Genomic DNA, 16,322 nt, shown 5'->3' on the forward strand with positions numbered 1-16,322 from the left:
AATTTCCTAGGCATTACTCACCCGTCCGCCGCTCGCCACCCAAGGAACAAGTTCCTCTGTGCTGCCGCTCGACTTGCATGTGTTAGGCCTGCCGCCAGCGTTCAATCTGAGCCATGATCAAACTCTTCAATTAAAGTTTTGTTGGTCCTAAGACCGGCTCAATGAATACTGACTTCAAAACTGCTCTTACTCGAAAGTAAAAAGTAATTTTAAAGCTATTGTTGTTCCAACAGAACAACAATGAATTGACTGTGCCAAAATCAAGTAAACTTGATTCTGATTGGTCACTCAGTTCATTGATAAATCTTTTTTGATTATCATCAACGAGTGCCCACACAGATTGATAGGTTTATATTGTTAAAGAGCGTTCTTCTATGGCTTGCCGAGGCTTCCTTTGAAGAGGCGGCCATTCTAGCGAGATAATGACAAGTGTCAAACACTTTATTAAATTATTTCGCCTTACCGATTTGACCTACTGATTGGCTGGCTAATTGGGCTTGAACCCTTACTGGCTGTGCCGTTTCAGTGAGGTCGCATTATAGAGATCGCCGTCACGTTGGCAAGCGTTATTTTATAAAAATTGCAAAAATAGCGCTTAATCACCAAATTACTGCTCAAAGCCTTATTTATTCAATTTTACTAAGATCAAGTAAACATGTTACCCACAGAGTTATGCACATTGGCTGTAATTTTTATCTTTTCAAACGTAGAAAAAGCGCCTTCAGACGCTTTTTCCGTTTCACTCATTTCTTTTTTACACTATATAGAAGATTAAATACCTGCATCATCTCCTTAGTTATTCTCTTCATGAAGACCACACTCTCTTTTTAAGCCGAAGAAACGCGTTTCTTCTTCATTCATTCCCGGTTCCCATTTACGAGTGGTATGAGTGTCACCAACTGAAAGGTAACCTTGCTCCCACAATGGATGATACGGCAGGTGATTTTCTTGCAGATAATAATGTACATCTTTATTTGTCCAATCAATCACAGGTAGGAATTTAAACACACCATTTTGAATCGCTAAAATAGGTAATGTCGCCCGCGATTGTGATTGCTCTCGGCGTAGGCCAGAAAACCAAGTACCGATATTTAGTTCATCTAACGCTCTTCGCATCGGTTCTACTTTATTAAGGTGATTGTATTGTTCAATGCCAGTAACGCCTTGTTCCCAAAGTTTACCGTAACGCGCCTCCTGCCATGATGGACTTATCGTAGCGCTGAAGATATACAGATTGAGATTTAGGTGCTCCGTGAGCTGGTCAATAAATTGATATGTTTCAGGAAACAAATAGCCCGTATCCGTCAATACCACTTGTATATCGCTTTTTACGCTAGAAACCAGATGCAGCATCAATGCGGCTTGAATGCCAAAGCTAGAAGAAAGCGCATGGGTTCCTTCTAGATTCTCAATCGCCCACATCACTCGCTGCTGCGCTGTTAACGTTTCGAGATAAGCATTTAATGGGGCAAGGCGTAACGTTTGCTCTACTTTAGTTAGCGCCAATAACTCGGACAATTTAGGAACTACTGGTACTTCAAGCATAGAAATCTCTCTTAGAGATGATCACCTCTTCTATAATGCCGGTGCGAATGGTGAAATCGCCAAAACCCTCATTGGATTGACGCTCTAGCGCCCAGCGGCCGACTAGATGGTCAATTTCTTCTAGGATCTGTTTATCGGTAATGTTTTCTTTATACATTTTAGGCACACGTGTGCCCGCTCTATTGCCGCCAAGATGTAGGTTGTAGCGACCGGGAGCTTTACCAACTAAACCAATTTCAGCCAACATGGCTCGGCCACATCCGTTCGGACAACCTGTGACACGTAAGATAATGTTTTCTTCTTTAGGTAACGCATGTTTTTGTAGGATCGTCTCTACATCCGTTACAAATTGAGGGAGGAAACGTTCCGCCTCAGCCATAGCTAATGGACATGTAGGGAAAGAGACACACGCCATCGAATTTTTACGTTGCTCACTCACATTGTCATTGATCAAACCATGCTGACGCGCAATCTGCTCAATCGTAGCTTTTTGTACAGCAGGTACTCCCGCTACGATGAGGTTTTGATTGGCCGTCATACGAAAATCACCTTGGTGGATTTTAGCAATTTCTGCCACACCACTCTTTAGCGGTTTATCAGGGAAATCGAGTAAACGACCATTTTCGATGAAAAGTGTTAAATGATGCTTACCATCGATGCCTTCAATCCACCCAATCCGATCACCACGTTCTGTGAGCTCGTAAGGGCGGCTGACCGCAAACTCAATACCAGCACGCTTTTCAACTTCGGCTTTGAACACATCGACGCCCACTCTATCGAGTGTGTATTTAGTTTTTGCATTTTTACGATTAGACCGGTTTCCCCAATCACGCTGAGTCGTAACCACAGCGGCGGCGACTTCTAAGGTTTTATCCAAAGGAATAAATCCGAAATCATCAGCACGACGCGGGTAAGTAGAAGTATCACCGTGCGTCATGGCTAGGCCGCCACCCACCAGCACATTAAAACCAACTAACCGACCTTGTTCGGCAATCGCAACAAAGTTTAAATCGTTGGCATGTACATCCACATCGTTTTGGGGCGGAATAACCACTGTCGTTTTGAACTTACGCGGTAAGTAGTTATTACCTAAAATCGGCTCTTCATCTGTAGTTTCTAGTTTTTCACCATCCAACCAAATTTCGGCATAAGCGCGCGTTTTAGGTAACAGATGTTCCGAAATCTTCTTCGCCCATTCGTAAGCTTCCTGATGCAGTTCAGACTCCACAGGATTGGACGTACACAGTACGTTACGGTTCACATCACCCGCGGTGGCAATCGAATCAATACCAATGCTGTTTAACGTTTGATGCATCAATTTAATGTTAGGCTTCAATACCCCGTGAAACTGAAAGGTTTGGCGAGTGGTTAAACGAATGCTGCCATATAGGCTGTGCTCAGTTGCAAATTTATCTATCGCTAGCCATTGTTTCGGCGTGATGATCCCGCCAGGCATGCGCGCACGTAACATCACATTGTGCAGAGGTTCTAACTTTTGTTTTGCACGTTCGTTACGAATATCGCGATCGTCTTGTTGATACATGCCATGAAAGCGAATCAACTGAAAGTTGTCAGCACTAAAGCCACCAGTGATGCGATCTTGCAGATCTTGCTCGATCGTCCCACGTAAAAAGTGACTTTCACGTTTCAAGCGCTCGTTATCTGACAATGGGCCTAGCTCTTGTCCTAATACTTCTTGATGATTAGATTGTTGTTTGGTGCTCATTAGTACACATCCCTTTGATAACGTTTTGCTTTGCGCAGATCGTTGATATATGTCTCTGCCTGTTCACGTGATAACCCACCTTGCTGCTGTGCAATAACAATTAGTGCATCATGCACATCTTTCGCCATGTGCGTTGCATCACCACAGACATAAAGATACGCACCGTTTTGAATCCATTGCCAGACCAGTTCGGATTGTTCAAGTAATCGATGCTGAACGTAGACTTTCTCATGCTGATCACGGCTAAACGCCACATCTAGACGACTCAGCACACCGGATTTCAGATATTTTTGCCACTCAACTTGATAGAGAAAATCTTGAGTAAATGTACGATCACCAAAAAACAGCCAGTTTTTTCCTTTTGCTTCACGGTTATCACGCTCTTGAATAAAGCTACGAAATGGCGCAATTCCGGTGCCAGGACCAATCATGATAATAGGCTCGTTATCATCTTGCGGTAGTTTGAAATTATTATTGTGTTCAATGAAAACCTTTACCTTGTCGCCCTCTTCTAAGCGCTGGCCAAGGTAACTGGACGCTCCCCCAAAACGGTGCTCATCTTGGTGTGTATACTGAACAATGCTGACTGTAAGATGCACTTCATCTTCAACTTCGCTTTGACTTGATGCGATAGAATAAAGACGCGGCGTTAAACGACGTAATAAAGAGAGTAGCGCTTGGGCCGTCAGTTTAGTTTGCTTCTCTCGCAGTACATCAATCACTTGATGATGGCTCGCATACAATCTGAGCTTCTCTTTATCCTCCACCAGCTCAAGCAGTTTCGTACAACCAGATAACTCAGCAAACTTGGTCACCATCTGAGGATTTGCAGCCGTAATTTCATATTTATGCATTAAAGCACTATGGATGGATAAACTTTCGCCATCGACCTCAACACTTTCGACACCCGATAGCCCAGTCGCAGATAACACGGCATTGACTAACTCTGTATCGTTTTCATACCATACTCCAAGCGCATCCCCAGACTGATACGTTATACCTGACTCACCCAAGTCAATTTCAATGTGGCGCACCTCTTTTCCTGAATCTCGCCCAGTAATTTTTTGACTCGTCAGTAAAGTCGCACTGTAAGGATTTTGCTTACTGTATTGAGATAGATGACTCGTGGTTTGACTCACGGGTAATTGCACAACTTGCGCAGGCGTACTTGCAAAAGCTTCTTTTACCACTGCTAATGCTTTGGCTTTCCACTCGGCGGCTTGATGTTCGTAATCAACGTCGCAATCCACTCGCTCAATAAAACGTTTGGCACCAAGCTGCTCTAAAAATGCATCAAAATCTTTACCCGTTTGGCAGAAAAATTCATAACTGGAGTCACCTAAGCCAATCACACCATATTGCAAGTGAGGTAATTTCGGCGCTTTCTTGGATTGTAAAAATTCATGCAGCGCTAATGCATTGTCAGGGGCTTCGCCCTCGCCATTGGTCGATGCAACAAAAATAACATGCGTTTCTTTCGCAAGATCTTTGCCTTTGTAATCACTCGCATCGAATAATTGAACCGCGATACCGGCAGCCTGAGCTTCTCTTTCCAATCCTTCAGCAAGGCCTTTTGCATTGCCTGTTTGAGAAGCGAAAATAATGGTTAATTGAGTCGCAGGCTCCGTTGATACTAAAGTGGCTGCTTGTGAGCTGGAAGTAGAAATGCTTGATGCTTGAGACTGACTGAGGCCCCAAAAATATCCGCTAACCCAAGCAAGCTGCTGCGGGGAAAGTTCTGAAATAGTACGCTGCAATCCGTTCAGTTGCGCGTCATTGAGTGGGCTAGCTAAACTGGCTAGCTCTTGGGGTATGGTATTTCCTGAAGACATGGTCACGACTTCCCTATTCATTGCGTGACAATAGATTAACCACTCTCTTTAATAACAAGAAAGAATAGATAAGTATGTTTTATAACTTTTTGGAAGTAGGCATTACGCTTAATTCTCTCATTTAGACTCGACTCGAACTTGCTTAAAACCCACCTCCATAGCCGATTTAGAGGCAAGATCCAGATCGGTATACTGGCATTCGTCACCCTGAGAATCGGTTAATAGCACGAACCCACCACGGCAATGCCGAAACTCGACTATCCAATGCCCTTCTTGGAAAGAAGGTTCAATAATGGCTTCGATAAGCTTGTTCTCACGATACAAGTCCCTTAACTCGGTAATCGTCATCACCACACCATTTTCACATTATTCACTCGTGAATTAAGCATGGTACATTTTGCTTATTCTGCTAAGAAATTGCGCAATAATATAATTATCAGTTATAAAAAACGCCACCTTGCAGAGGTGGCGTTTTATGGAAAATGCATTTAGCGCGTAAGTATCGAATCGATACTTAAAATTGAAATTCAGCCCCTAAGAACCAACCATCAACAAAGACAAATGAGTTTTTCGTTTTTGGGTCAAGTTCGGTGAATTCAAGATCAATCACACGATAGCCGCCACGCAATGCGACATTGCCAGCACGAATAGGTATGGAATACTGCAAACCCGCTAGTACATCTGCGCTTTTAATTCCGCCACTATCACCAAAATCAAACTGCCCAATCACATCAACTTGGGTATTGGGAATTTTAATTGTGGCATAGGCATACCAGTTAAAAGTCGTCTTATCAAAACTGTACTTCAAGCTATCTGGTGCTTGATACTGAGAACCACTATATTGAGTGAATGTAACACCCGCATCGAACGACATTAACTGTCGCTCTAACAGATTGTAATACAAGGTATAGTCGTACTTATCAAAGGATGCATAATCCGCCTCAAGCGTAGTATAACGAATACTCGCATTGGGCAAATAAGGTAGCTGATGCTCAAAAGCAACGTGGATTGAAGGTGTCTTCACATCATCACGACGAGTATTGTCGATTTTAGTGCTGCCCCACCACATGTCAGCGCCAACTTCTCCACGATAAAATGATTCTGCTTGAACCGATGCGGTTGACATCATCATTGCCACACTGACCAACGCTAACCAAATTGGTTTATTCATCCCTATTGCTCCCTATTTATTCGCTACTAATTCATGTTCTTAATTGAACGCGATAGTAGCATATTCCTGAAGTGAGTTAACGTTTCGTTGACTGCCACATTAGCGAGGGGTGTACACCACATGACGGAAGAACCAGACCCCCAAAACAATCACAATGATCCAAGGTAGTAGCTTAAACATCACTCCAATCATGCCTAGTAATGCCAATACTATAAAGCCCATGACCGTCGCAATAAACACAGTCGCCAAAGTGATGCCTGTCGCCAATAAAGTTGCAATAAAAACCAATAAGAAAATAAGTTCAAACATGATGTTTTCCTCCGTTTCTCTTACCATTAGCAGATATCGAGCCAACTTGTCATTACCACCTCTGATTTCAAGTCAAGACTAAAAAATCACAGTTTCTTGGCCAATCAAGCACTTGAAAAGCAATATTTATTTCAATAAAAAAAGCCAAATAACACCGAGTCATTTAGCCTTTCTATTGTTGGTAAAAATCACCACTTAAGTTGGTAATTTTTACACATTCAACTCTTTCGGAATTTTTGCTAATGCCGCTTGCACGACTTCAATTCCCGCACCTGGCTTATGCGCATTCTCACTGATATAACGTCGCCATTGACGAGCACCTGCCATATTTTGGAACATACCTAACATATGGCGGGTAATATGGCCAAGGTAAGACCCCTGAGCTAATTGACGTTCAATATAAGGAAACATCTCTTCAATAATTTGAGAACGTTTTTTAATCGGCGTATCCATACCAAAAATGGTCTGATCCACTTCCGCCAACAAATAAGGGCTTTGATAAGCTTCCCGTCCAATCATTACGCCGTCAAGATGCTGTAAATGCTCACTGACTTCAGCTAAGGTTTTGACACCGCCATTCACAGCAATGACTAAATGTGGGAAATCTTTTTTCAGCTGATATGCCCGTGAGTAATCTAACGGCGGTATTTCACGGTTCTCTTTTGGGCTCAAACCACTAAGCCACGCCTTACGCGCATGAATAGTAAACTGTTCACAGCCCCCTTTCTCTGATACCAATGAAATAAAATCAGTCAAAAATTCATAAGAATCCATGTCATCAATACCAATGCGCGTCTTCACGGTTACCGGAATATCAACTACTGATTTCATCGCTGCAACGCAATCCGCCACCAGTTGCGGCTCAGCCATTAAACAAGCACCAAAACGACCATTCTGGACGCGATCAGACGGACAACCCACATTGAGGTTGATTTCATCGTACCCGTACTGCTGGGCAAGTTTGGCACAATGAGCAAGGTCTTGAGGATTCGAACCACCCAATTGTAACGCTACTGGGTGTTCCTCCTCGTTGTAAGCCAAGAAGTCCCCTTTACCATGAATGATCGCGCCTGTCGTAACCATCTCGGTGTACAGTAACGTTTGCGAGGACAGCAAGCGATGAAAGTATCGGCAGTGGCGATCTGTCCAATCGAGCATGGGTGCTACTGATAGCCTACAAGGGTGAGTCATGATTTAGATATCCCAATTCAGTCAGTTTCAATGGCTAAACTTACAGCCAAAAACAAAGTTTGGCATTGTAATCGCTTCGAGTTTATAGCGCCAACAGTTCTTCTTCTGTATCGTTTTGCATCGATATAAGGTAATTTAAGTACTATTTTCGTTGCAAACAACGATCACATCGCTAACTAACTCCAGAAAATGTTGTAGGCTACAAGGCTATTAATCTGGAAATAGTATATTATTATTAAAGTCCAATGGTTATGGTGATGAATTTGGACCACAAGCTAACGAAACAAATAGAAGAACTATGCGCAGCGAGAGGAGTACGACTAACTTCTCAACGAAAGAGAGTGTTTGAACTGATTTGTTCAAGCAAAAAAGCATCCAGTGCTTATGAATTGCTTGAAGATTTAAAGCAAAGCGAGCCCCAAGCTAAACCACCAACGGTGTATCGTGCTCTGGACTTTTTGTTAGAACAAGGCTTTATTCATAGAGTGGAGTCAACAAATAGCTTTATTTCATGTTGCTCTTGTAATGCTAATAAGCATTTCTCACACCTATTAATTTGTGACAAATGTGGCAATGTTATTGAACTTCAAGATGATAGTCTGATAGCCTTGCTAGCAAGCAACGCTGAGAAACACGGTTTTAACATCGTTAATCACGTTATTGAATCTCATGGTGTTTGCCAAACGTGTTCCTCAAGTCTGAAAGTATAAAAACAGTAGAAGAAGGTTATGCGCGCTGAATTTGTAAACCCGTTTTTAGCTTCTTTAATGAACGTGTTAAAAACGATGGCTTCATTAGAGTTGAAGCCACAGAAACCTCGTGTAAAGAAAGATGAGATTGCCCGTGGTGATGTCTCTGGCTTGATTGGTATGGTTGGTAGTCAAAGCCGCGGTTCCATGTCTATTACTTTTGATGAAAGTCTAGCATTGGAAATCATGCAAAATATGTTAGGTGAACGCCCCAACGGTCTCAATGAAGAAGTGACAGATATGGTCGGCGAAATCACCAACATGGTGACAGGCGGAGCTAAACGTATTCTTGCCGAGAGTGGTTTTGACTTTGATATGGCAACTCCGGTTGTTGTCTCAGGAAAAGGCCACACGATTCGTCATAAATGCGAAGGTGCAATTATTATCATGCCGTTTACCTCTCAGTGGGGTAACGCTTTTATCGAAATCTGTTTCGAGTAAGCTCTTTCATTAAAGAAAAAAAGGTTGATACCGTTAAGTATCAACCTTTTTTATTTGGATAAAACCTTACTCACATCCAAGTAAGGTTTTGACGCATTACGCTTTAAATGTCTTAAACGCGTTAATCAAACCATTGGTTGAGCTGTCGTGTGAACTCACTTGAGCATCGTCGGCTAACTCAGGCAGAATTTGGTTTGCTAACTGCTTACCAAGCTCAACGCCCCATTGATCGAAACTGAAGATATTCCAAATAACACCCTGTACGAAAATTTTATGCTCGTACATCGCAATCAGGTTGCCCAAAGTGCGTGGCGTGATCTGCTTAACTAAGATTGAGTTGGTTGGGCGGTTTCCTTCAAACACTTTAAATGGTGCGATTGCCGCCATTTCTTGTGCTGATTTGCCCGCCGCTTTTAGCTCAGCTTCAACGGTTTGCTGCGTTTTTCCAAACGCTAACGCTTCTGTTTGAGCAAAAAAGTTCGACATCAATTTTTGGTGATGATCACCCGCTGGGTTATGGCTGAGCGCTGGCGCAATAAAATCACACGGGATTAATTTTGTTCCCTGGTGGATCAATTGATAAAAGGCGTGTTGACCATTAGTACCGGGCTCACCCCAAATGATTGGACCCGTTTGGTAAGTTACCGCTTGACCGTTACGATCTACGTATTTACCGTTTGATTCCATATTGCCCTGTTGGAAATAAGCGGCAAAGCGATGTAAGTATTGGTCATAAGGCAGAATCGCTTCTGATTCGGCGCCGTGGAAGTTGTTATACCAAATACCAATCAAGGCTAGGATCACAGGAATATTTTGCTCAAAAGGTGTCGCCACAAAATGTTGATCCATCTCATGCGCGCCGGACAGCAGTTCCACAAAGTTGTCATAGCCTACAGCCAATACAATGGATAGACCAATTGCTGACCATAGTGAGTAGCGTCCACCGACCCAATCCCAAAATTCGAACATGTTGTCTGTATCAATACCAAACTCAGCGACTGATTTCGCATTAGTCGACAGCGCTGCAAAGTGTTTTGCAACATGAGTTTCATCGCCTGCTTCCGCTAAGAACCAATCACGAGCCGTATGTGCATTGGTCATGGTTTCTTGGGTAGTAAACGTCTTTGAAGCCACTAAAAATAGCGTGGTTTCTGGATTGACTTTTTTCAACGTTTCAACGATGTGTGTTCCATCAACGTTAGAAACGAAATGAAGATTAAGATGATTCTTATACGGCGCAAGTGCTTCTGTGACCATGTATGGGCCAAGGTCTGAACCACCAATACCAATGTTGACAATATCGGTAATCGCTTTACCAGTGTAACCTTTCCATTCACCAGAAATCACTCGTTCAGAAAACGATTTCATCTTCTCAAGTACCGCATTCACGGCTGGCATCACATCTTCACCATCAACCATGACCGGTGTGTTACTGCGGTTGCGTAACGCAGTGTGCAGTACGGCACGGCCTTCAGTTTGGTTGATCGCGCAGCCTTGCAGCATAGCGTCGATGGCTGACTTTAGTTCAGTCTCATTCGCCAATGCTTGTAAATGTTGTAAGGTCTCTTCGTTGATCAAATTTTTTGAGTAATCAACAAGAATATCTGAACCAAAACGAGTCGAGAATTTATCGAAACGTTGTGCATCTTGTGCAAAAAGCGATTTAAGGTCCATATCTTGCGCTGATTCAAAATGCGCAGTCAGTGCTTTCCAAGCGTTGGTTTGCGTTGGATTGATATTTTTCAACATGGTATCTATCCCGATGTGACAGTAGGTTTTATTCCTATCATTCCTAAACTCTGTTTCAAAATGATGGAATCCCCGATTGAGCAAAAAAAGAAAATGGTATCGACTGCCTATATTTGGAAGGCAACACGTCGTTATTCGTTTTGTGAGCGCCATTATGACGCAGCTTACCCGCTCTCATATTGAGTTAGGTCAGGTAAACCTAATGGGTGCATACTCTGGCTTTATTGATACGACATCTCAACACGAGAAGTGAGTTTCGTCACTAACTCGTAAGCGATCGTGCCGATGTGAGAGGCCACTTCTTCTGCTGGTAGCTCTTTTCCCCATAAAATAACCTCATCGCCCACCTTATCGCAGGCTTGTGGACCGAGATCGACCGTAAGCATATCCATTGAAACTCGCCCTGCAATCGGCACTTTACGCCCATTGACAACAACCGGAGTTCCATTGGGTGCAGTGCGAGGATAACCATCGCCATAGCCAATTGCGATAACACCAACCTTAGTGTCACGTAAGCTTGTCCAAGTGGCACCGTAGCCGACACTCTCTCCCGCTTTAACATCACGCACTGCGATCAAGTGAGATTTTAATGTCATTACAGGTTGATAGCCCAGCGCTTGCGCCGAGTTATCATCAAAAGGAGAAACGCCATACATAATAATACCTGGGCGAACCCACTCTAACTGGCTGTGCTTCCAAGCTAATAAACCAGCGGAGGCAGCAAGTGATCTTTCACCCTCATGACCTTTTGTCATTGCTAAAAATAGCTCAATTTGCTCAGAAGTCGTTGATTTATCGAGTTCATCGGCACAACCAAAATGACTCATATAACGCAATGGCTTCACTACGTTTTTACACGCTTGCAAACGTTCTAAAAAATCGGGGTATTGTTCTGGGCGCACACCTAAACGATGCATTCCGCTATCGATTTTCAACCAAACATTGACTGGGACATCTAATTGAGCTTGCTCTAAGGCGACTAACTGCTCCTCACAGTGAACAACGGTTTGAATGTTATTGGTCACCAATACAGCAAGATCCATCGGGGAATAAAAACCTTCAAGCAACAAGATAGGTTTTACAACACCGCTCGCTCTCAGTTGCAGTGCTTCTTCAATGCGCGCCACGCCAAATGCATCCGCGCCCAGTGCATGTTTCGCAACATGCCGAAGCCCATGACCATAACCATTTGCTTTGACCACAGCCATAATTTTACTGTTTGGTGCCTGCTGTTTTACTCGCTGTAGGTTGTGCTTTAACGCATCGAGATCGATGCAGGCGGTTGCCGCTTTCATGTAGCTCATCAAATTACTCATCGTCAAATGCAGGGCCTGCATAGTTGTCAAAACGAGAATACTGCCCTTGGAAGGTCAACCGGACAGACCCAATCGGGCCGTTACGTTGCTTGCCTATAATAATCTCTGCGATACCCTTTAACGAACTATCAGGGTGATACACCTCGTCGCGATAGATGAACATGATCAAATCGGCATCTTGTTCTATCGAACCGGATTCACGCAAGTCAGAGTTGACTGGGCGTTTATCAGCGCGCTGCTCCAACGAACGGTTAAGCTGCGATAAAGCCACCACGGGCACATTCAATTCTTTAGCCAGTGCTTTTAACGAGCGAGAGATCTCCGCAATTTCTAAAGTACGGTTATCCGATTGCGAAGGAACTCGCATCAACTGCAAGTAGTCGACCATGATGAGCGACAAGCCGCCATGCTCGCGCGCAATACGACGAGCTCTAGAACGAACCTCGGTAGGCGTTAGGCCTGAGCTATCATCTATGTACATATTTTTCTTTTCCATGAGAATACCCATGGTAGATGAAATTCGTGCCCAATCCTCATCATCCAGCTGCCCAGTACGAATTTTGGTTTGATCAACGCGAGAAAGCGATGCCAACATACGCATCATGATTTGTTCAGCCGGCATCTCAAGAGAGAAGATAAGAACCGGTTTTTCTTGCTCCATGGCCGCGTTTTCACACAAGTTCATGGCAAACGTCGTTTTACCCATAGAAGGGCGAGCAGCTACAATGATCAAATCAGAACCTTGTAAACCAGCCGTTTTCTTATTGAGATCAGCAAACCCCGTATTCACGCCCGTGACACCATCTTGTGGTGTTTTATACAGCAGTTCAATACGCTCTAAAGTTCTTTCTAAAATCGAATCGACATTCTGCGGGCCTTCATTTTCGCTGGTACGCTCCTCAGCAATGGCGAACACTTTACTTTCAGCCAGATCGAGCAAATCTTCCGAACTGCGCCCTTGCGGATCATAACCTGCATCCGCAATCTCATTGGCAACACCGATGAGGTTACGCACCAATGCTCGTTCCGCTACGATTTCAGCATAAGCATTAATGTTAGCCGCACTGGGCGTATTTTTCGCCAAATCCGCTAAATAGGCAAAACCGCCGACATCTTCCAGCTGTTCGCGACGCTCAAGATACTCAGATAATGTAATAAGATCGAGCGGCTTACTGGCTTCCAAAATCGATTTAGCTGCATCAAAAATTAAACGATGCGCACGGCTATAGAAGTCTTTGCTGACCACACGCTCAGCCACCGTATCCCAACGTTCGTTATCCAATAGCAAGCCTCCAATCACTGATTGCTCAGCTTCGATCGAATGTGGAGGAACTTTAATTGCGTCGACTTGTGCGTCAAACGGTTTACGATTTCGTTGATCTGTTCGTGGTGCAGCCATGACTTCGCTCAATACTATCTAATGACCGACCATTATAGCCAGAATAGATCATTTGTAATTATGTAAACGAAACTTTGTGTTTATCTCGTAGAGAATTAACCTCATGCTGACCAAACAGAACCGCCCTACACCTACTATTTCGCCCACTATTTTTATTCACTTTAGGGGTGCTTCGTGTCCAAAATTTGGTTTCTTAGTTTTAGCCTGTTCGCGATGAGTGCAGCTTATGCTAATGAGGATCTTAAAAACGATACGGAAATCGAAGTTCCTTCTCCTTGGAATAGCCAAGTCGAATTAGGTTACCAAGCCCACTCAGGTAATACTGATTCAGAGTCATTGAATTCACGAGTCAAGACAGAATACATAACAGGTCGCCATCGAACCAATGGTGAGTGGAAATTGTATCGTCTTGATAAAAATGGAAAAGAGAATAAGCGGCAGGCAAACTATTCGCTGCAAAGTGACTATAAGTTAGCTTCAAAAGCCTATCTATACGCAAACTTTAACGGTGTTGATTCGAAATACAGCGCCTATTTCAAAGACTATACGCTATCTGGTGGAATGGGTTACCAATTGATGAATACCGACATATTGCTATTAGAGATTGAAATAGGGCCCGGTTTTCGTTACCAAAAACCCAACCTAGATGAGATATCAAGTACAGATATTGTATTTGCAAATACAGTCGAAGAAGTCATATTTCGTGGTAACTTAAAAGGTGTTTGGGCAACTTTCGATAATTTAACCATCTCCTCTGAACTGACTCTTGTCGCAGGAGAAAGTAATATCAGAACCGATAGCGAACTCATTTTAACCAATCACATTACTGATTCGATTGCGTTGAAAGTGAACTTGTCTCGCCAATACCACGATAAGGTTCCAGCAGGACTAAGTAAAGCCGATAGCGTCACTTCATTTAGTTTACAGTTTCGTTTCTAGGTAGTTTGAAGATAAAAAAAAAACACCAGCCAAGGCTGGTGTTTTCAATTCATCCGAAGACTGAAATTATTCAGCAACGATTTGAATTTTCGCAGTTGCAAACACTTCTGAGTGAAGTTGGATGCTCACTTCGAAAGAACCTACGTTACGTAGAGCACCTTCAGGTAGACGAACTTCGCTCTTAGATACTGCAACACCTGCCGCTGTAATAGCGTCAGCGATATCACGAGTACCAATAGAACCAAATAGTTTACCTTCATCGCCTGCTTTAGAAGTAATAACAACAGCTTCAAGAGCGTTAACTTGTTCAGCACGAGCTTGAGATGCAACAAGTTGCTCAGCAACTTTAGCTTCAAGTTCAGCACGACGAGTTTCAAACATTTCAACGTTAGATTTAGTTGCCATTACAGCCTTACCTTGTGGGATAAGGAAGTTACGAGCATAACCAGATTTCACGCTTACAGTGTCACCAAGGCTGCCTAGGTTACCGATTTTATCAAGTAGAATAACTTGCATTGATTAATCCTCTTTCTTAATAAACGGTGCCAATTACTGATGTTTATCAGTGTATGGCAATAGAGCTAGGTAGCGAGAACGCTTGATTGCACGAGCTAGCTGACGTTGGTATTTAGCGCTAGTACCAGTGATACGGCTAGGTACGATTTTACCAGCTTCAGTTATGTAGTTTTTAAGAGTTGCTACATCTTTGTAATCAATCTCTTGTACGCCTTCTGCAGTGAAACGGCAGAATTTACGACGACGGAAGAAACGAGCCATGGGCTATCTCCTGATCTTAAATTTGAGTAATGTGGTCGGCATGTAGCACCAATTTACCTACGCCATTATGGCTAGTTTGGTAAGCGACAAAGCCACTTACGGTTATGGTGCTGCCTTGTACTAAGTGTTGAGTGAGATTCGTTGACCTCTGCCCACTGACGACTACCGGCATACGACAATAGACTTGTCTCGGTAAATCAGCTTCTATCACTGTTGAGCGATGTTCAAGCCAGAAACGGCAATGTTCAATACCCGCAGGACTTTGGCTTCGAATGGGAGGTTTTGCGACAGTGCCACTCAACTCCATCCGATTGGTCATCAAATCAATTACTCAGCGTCTGCATCGAAACGAGTTTCATCACGCTTAGAACGCTCTTCTTTAGCTTTCAGCATGATTGATGGCTCGGTGATAGCAGCTTTAGTACGCATGATCATGTTACGTAGAACTGCATCGTTAAAACGGAAAGCAGTTTCTAGCTCATCAATCACAGCTTGGTCAGCTTCAACGTTCATAAGAACGTAGTGAGCTTTGTGAAGCTTGTTGATTGGGTAAGCCATTTGACGACGACCCCAATCTTCTAGACGGTGGATAGTACCGCCAGTTTCAGTGATAGAACCAGTGTAACGCTCGATCATGCCAGCAACTTGCTCGCTTTGATCTGGGTGCACCATGAATACGATTTCATAATGACGCATCGGTTGCTCCTTACGGATTATTCAGCTTCCAGGTTTGGCTCGGTCGTCCATAGGAAGCAAGGAACGAAAAAAAAAGACCGAGAATTAAGGACGGCAAATAGTACAGAAACGAAGCAGGATTAGCAAGGGAAATGTACTAAGGGTCACATCAAACAAAAAGGGAAGCCTAAGCTTCCCTTTTTAATGCAGTGTGTGCATAAATTATCGAAAATTAAGCGATAACTTTAGCAACAACACCAGCACCTACTGTACGACCGCCTTCACGGATCGCGAAACGTAAACCTTCATCCATCGCGATTGGAGCGATTAGCTCTACAACCATTTGGATGTTGTCACCTGGCATTACCATCTCTACGCCTTCTGGTAGAGAGATATCGCCTGTTACGTCCGTTGTACGGAAGTAGAACTGTGGACGGTAGCCTTTGAAGAACGGTGTATGACGGCCGCCTTCATCTTTAGACAATACATACACTTCTGACTCG

Annotated in this window: 17 protein-coding genes, 1 rRNA gene and 1 pseudogene; 3 read left to right on the forward strand and 16 right to left on the reverse strand. The window is 43.5% G+C overall.

What is annotated here, in order from left to right; translation table 11 throughout:
* The 8 genes from AACQ42_RS13915 to dusA form a co-directional block, all read right to left on the reverse strand.
* Positions 1-133: ribosomal RNA gene (locus AACQ42_RS13915) — 16S ribosomal RNA — on the reverse strand; the annotation flags it as partial.
* A 659-nt stretch (positions 134-792) separates the two neighbouring features.
* Positions 793-1,545 (reverse strand): phosphoadenylyl-sulfate reductase, encoded by a 753-nt coding sequence (locus AACQ42_RS13920; RefSeq protein ID WP_094165477.1) that lies wholly within the window; start codon positions 1,543-1,545, stop codon positions 793-795.
* Positions 1,538-3,271: an assimilatory sulfite reductase (NADPH) hemoprotein subunit gene (gene cysI, locus AACQ42_RS13925; protein ID WP_017046208.1), complete on the reverse strand. Its 1,734-nt coding sequence runs from the start codon at positions 3,269-3,271 to the stop codon at positions 1,538-1,540. The genes AACQ42_RS13920 and cysI overlap by 8 nt, the downstream gene beginning before the upstream one ends.
* Positions 3,271-5,124 carry an assimilatory sulfite reductase (NADPH) flavoprotein subunit gene (locus AACQ42_RS13930; protein ID WP_094165479.1) on the reverse strand — a complete coding sequence of 618 codons (1,854 nt, stop codon included), beginning with the start codon at positions 5,122-5,124 and terminating at the stop codon, positions 3,271-3,273. Before AACQ42_RS13930 ends, cysI begins: the two co-directional genes overlap by 1 nt.
* A 96-nt stretch (positions 5,125-5,220) precedes the next feature.
* Positions 5,221-5,451, reverse strand: coding sequence for a hypothetical protein (locus AACQ42_RS13935; RefSeq protein ID WP_038149123.1), 231 nt, complete (start codon positions 5,449-5,451; stop codon positions 5,221-5,223).
* A gap of 166 nt (positions 5,452-5,617) precedes the next feature.
* Positions 5,618-6,274 carry a TIGR04219 family outer membrane beta-barrel protein gene (locus AACQ42_RS13940; RefSeq protein ID WP_019282801.1) on the reverse strand — a complete coding sequence of 219 codons (657 nt, stop codon included), beginning with the start codon at positions 6,272-6,274 and terminating at the stop codon, positions 5,618-5,620.
* A gap of 99 nt (positions 6,275-6,373) precedes the next feature.
* Positions 6,374-6,583, reverse strand: a complete 210-nt coding sequence (gene pspG, locus AACQ42_RS13945) for an envelope stress response protein PspG (RefSeq protein WP_026027454.1) — start codon at positions 6,581-6,583, stop codon at positions 6,374-6,376.
* Between the two features lie 210 nt (positions 6,584-6,793).
* Entirely contained in the window at positions 6,794-7,774 is a 981-nt protein-coding gene (gene dusA / locus AACQ42_RS13950; RefSeq protein ID WP_094165481.1) for a tRNA dihydrouridine(20/20a) synthase DusA, read from the reverse strand.
* A gap of 251 nt (positions 7,775-8,025) precedes the next feature.
* Between dusA and zur the strand changes: the two genes are divergently transcribed.
* Positions 8,026-8,484, forward strand: coding sequence for a zinc uptake transcriptional repressor Zur (gene zur / locus AACQ42_RS13955; RefSeq protein ID WP_017043301.1), 459 nt, complete (start codon positions 8,026-8,028; stop codon positions 8,482-8,484).
* Positions 8,485-8,502: 18 nt separating this feature from the next.
* On the forward strand, positions 8,503-8,964 hold the full coding sequence (locus AACQ42_RS13960) for a chemotaxis protein CheX (RefSeq protein WP_017043302.1): 462 nt from the start codon (positions 8,503-8,505) through the stop codon (positions 8,962-8,964).
* A 96-nt stretch (positions 8,965-9,060) separates the two neighbouring features.
* Here the strand turns inward: AACQ42_RS13960 and pgi are convergent, their stop codons facing one another.
* The 3 genes from pgi to AACQ42_RS13975 form a co-directional block, all read right to left on the reverse strand.
* Entirely contained in the window at positions 9,061-10,713 is a 1,653-nt protein-coding gene (pgi, locus tag AACQ42_RS13965) for a glucose-6-phosphate isomerase (protein WP_029388348.1), read from the reverse strand.
* 221 nt (positions 10,714-10,934) lie between these two features.
* A complete protein-coding gene (gene alr / locus AACQ42_RS13970) occupies positions 10,935-12,008 on the reverse strand; it encodes an alanine racemase (RefSeq protein ID WP_197056815.1) in 1,074 nt (357 codons plus the stop codon).
* Positions 12,009-12,021: 13 nt separating this feature from the next.
* A complete protein-coding gene (locus AACQ42_RS13975; RefSeq protein WP_013857915.1) occupies positions 12,022-13,428 on the reverse strand; it encodes a replicative DNA helicase in 1,407 nt (468 codons plus the stop codon).
* 174 nt (positions 13,429-13,602) lie between these two features.
* On the opposite strand from AACQ42_RS13975, the gene AACQ42_RS13980 reads away from it, so the two are divergent.
* Positions 13,603-14,367, forward strand: a complete 765-nt coding sequence (locus AACQ42_RS13980; protein ID WP_013857916.1) for a DUF481 domain-containing protein — start codon at positions 13,603-13,605, stop codon at positions 14,365-14,367.
* Positions 14,368-14,433: 66 nt separating this feature from the next.
* Here the strand turns inward: AACQ42_RS13980 and rplI are convergent, their stop codons facing one another.
* From rplI to tuf, 5 genes and pseudogenes are all read right to left on the reverse strand, one after another.
* A complete protein-coding gene (rplI, locus tag AACQ42_RS13985) occupies positions 14,434-14,883 on the reverse strand; it encodes a 50S ribosomal protein L9 (protein ID WP_013857917.1) in 450 nt (149 codons plus the stop codon).
* 33 nt (positions 14,884-14,916) lie between these two features.
* Positions 14,917-15,144 carry a 30S ribosomal protein S18 gene (gene rpsR, locus AACQ42_RS13990; RefSeq protein WP_000090472.1) on the reverse strand — a complete coding sequence of 76 codons (228 nt, stop codon included), beginning with the start codon at positions 15,142-15,144 and terminating at the stop codon, positions 14,917-14,919.
* Positions 15,145-15,160: 16 nt separating this feature from the next.
* Complete coding sequence (gene priB, locus AACQ42_RS13995) at positions 15,161-15,463, reverse strand: primosomal replication protein N (RefSeq protein WP_026027846.1); 303 nt, start codon at positions 15,461-15,463, stop codon at positions 15,161-15,163.
* 8 nt (positions 15,464-15,471) lie between these two features.
* Complete coding sequence (gene rpsF / locus AACQ42_RS14000; protein ID WP_013857919.1) at positions 15,472-15,840, reverse strand: 30S ribosomal protein S6; 369 nt, start codon at positions 15,838-15,840, stop codon at positions 15,472-15,474.
* A 211-nt stretch (positions 15,841-16,051) separates the two neighbouring features.
* Positions 16,052-16,322: pseudogene (tuf, locus tag AACQ42_RS14005) on the reverse strand (elongation factor Tu); the annotation flags it as partial.

The organism is Vibrio sp. V12_P9A6T4, assembly GCF_963874835.1.
In the GTDB taxonomy this organism is placed as follows: domain Bacteria; phylum Pseudomonadota; class Gammaproteobacteria; order Enterobacterales; family Vibrionaceae; genus Vibrio; species Vibrio anguillarum.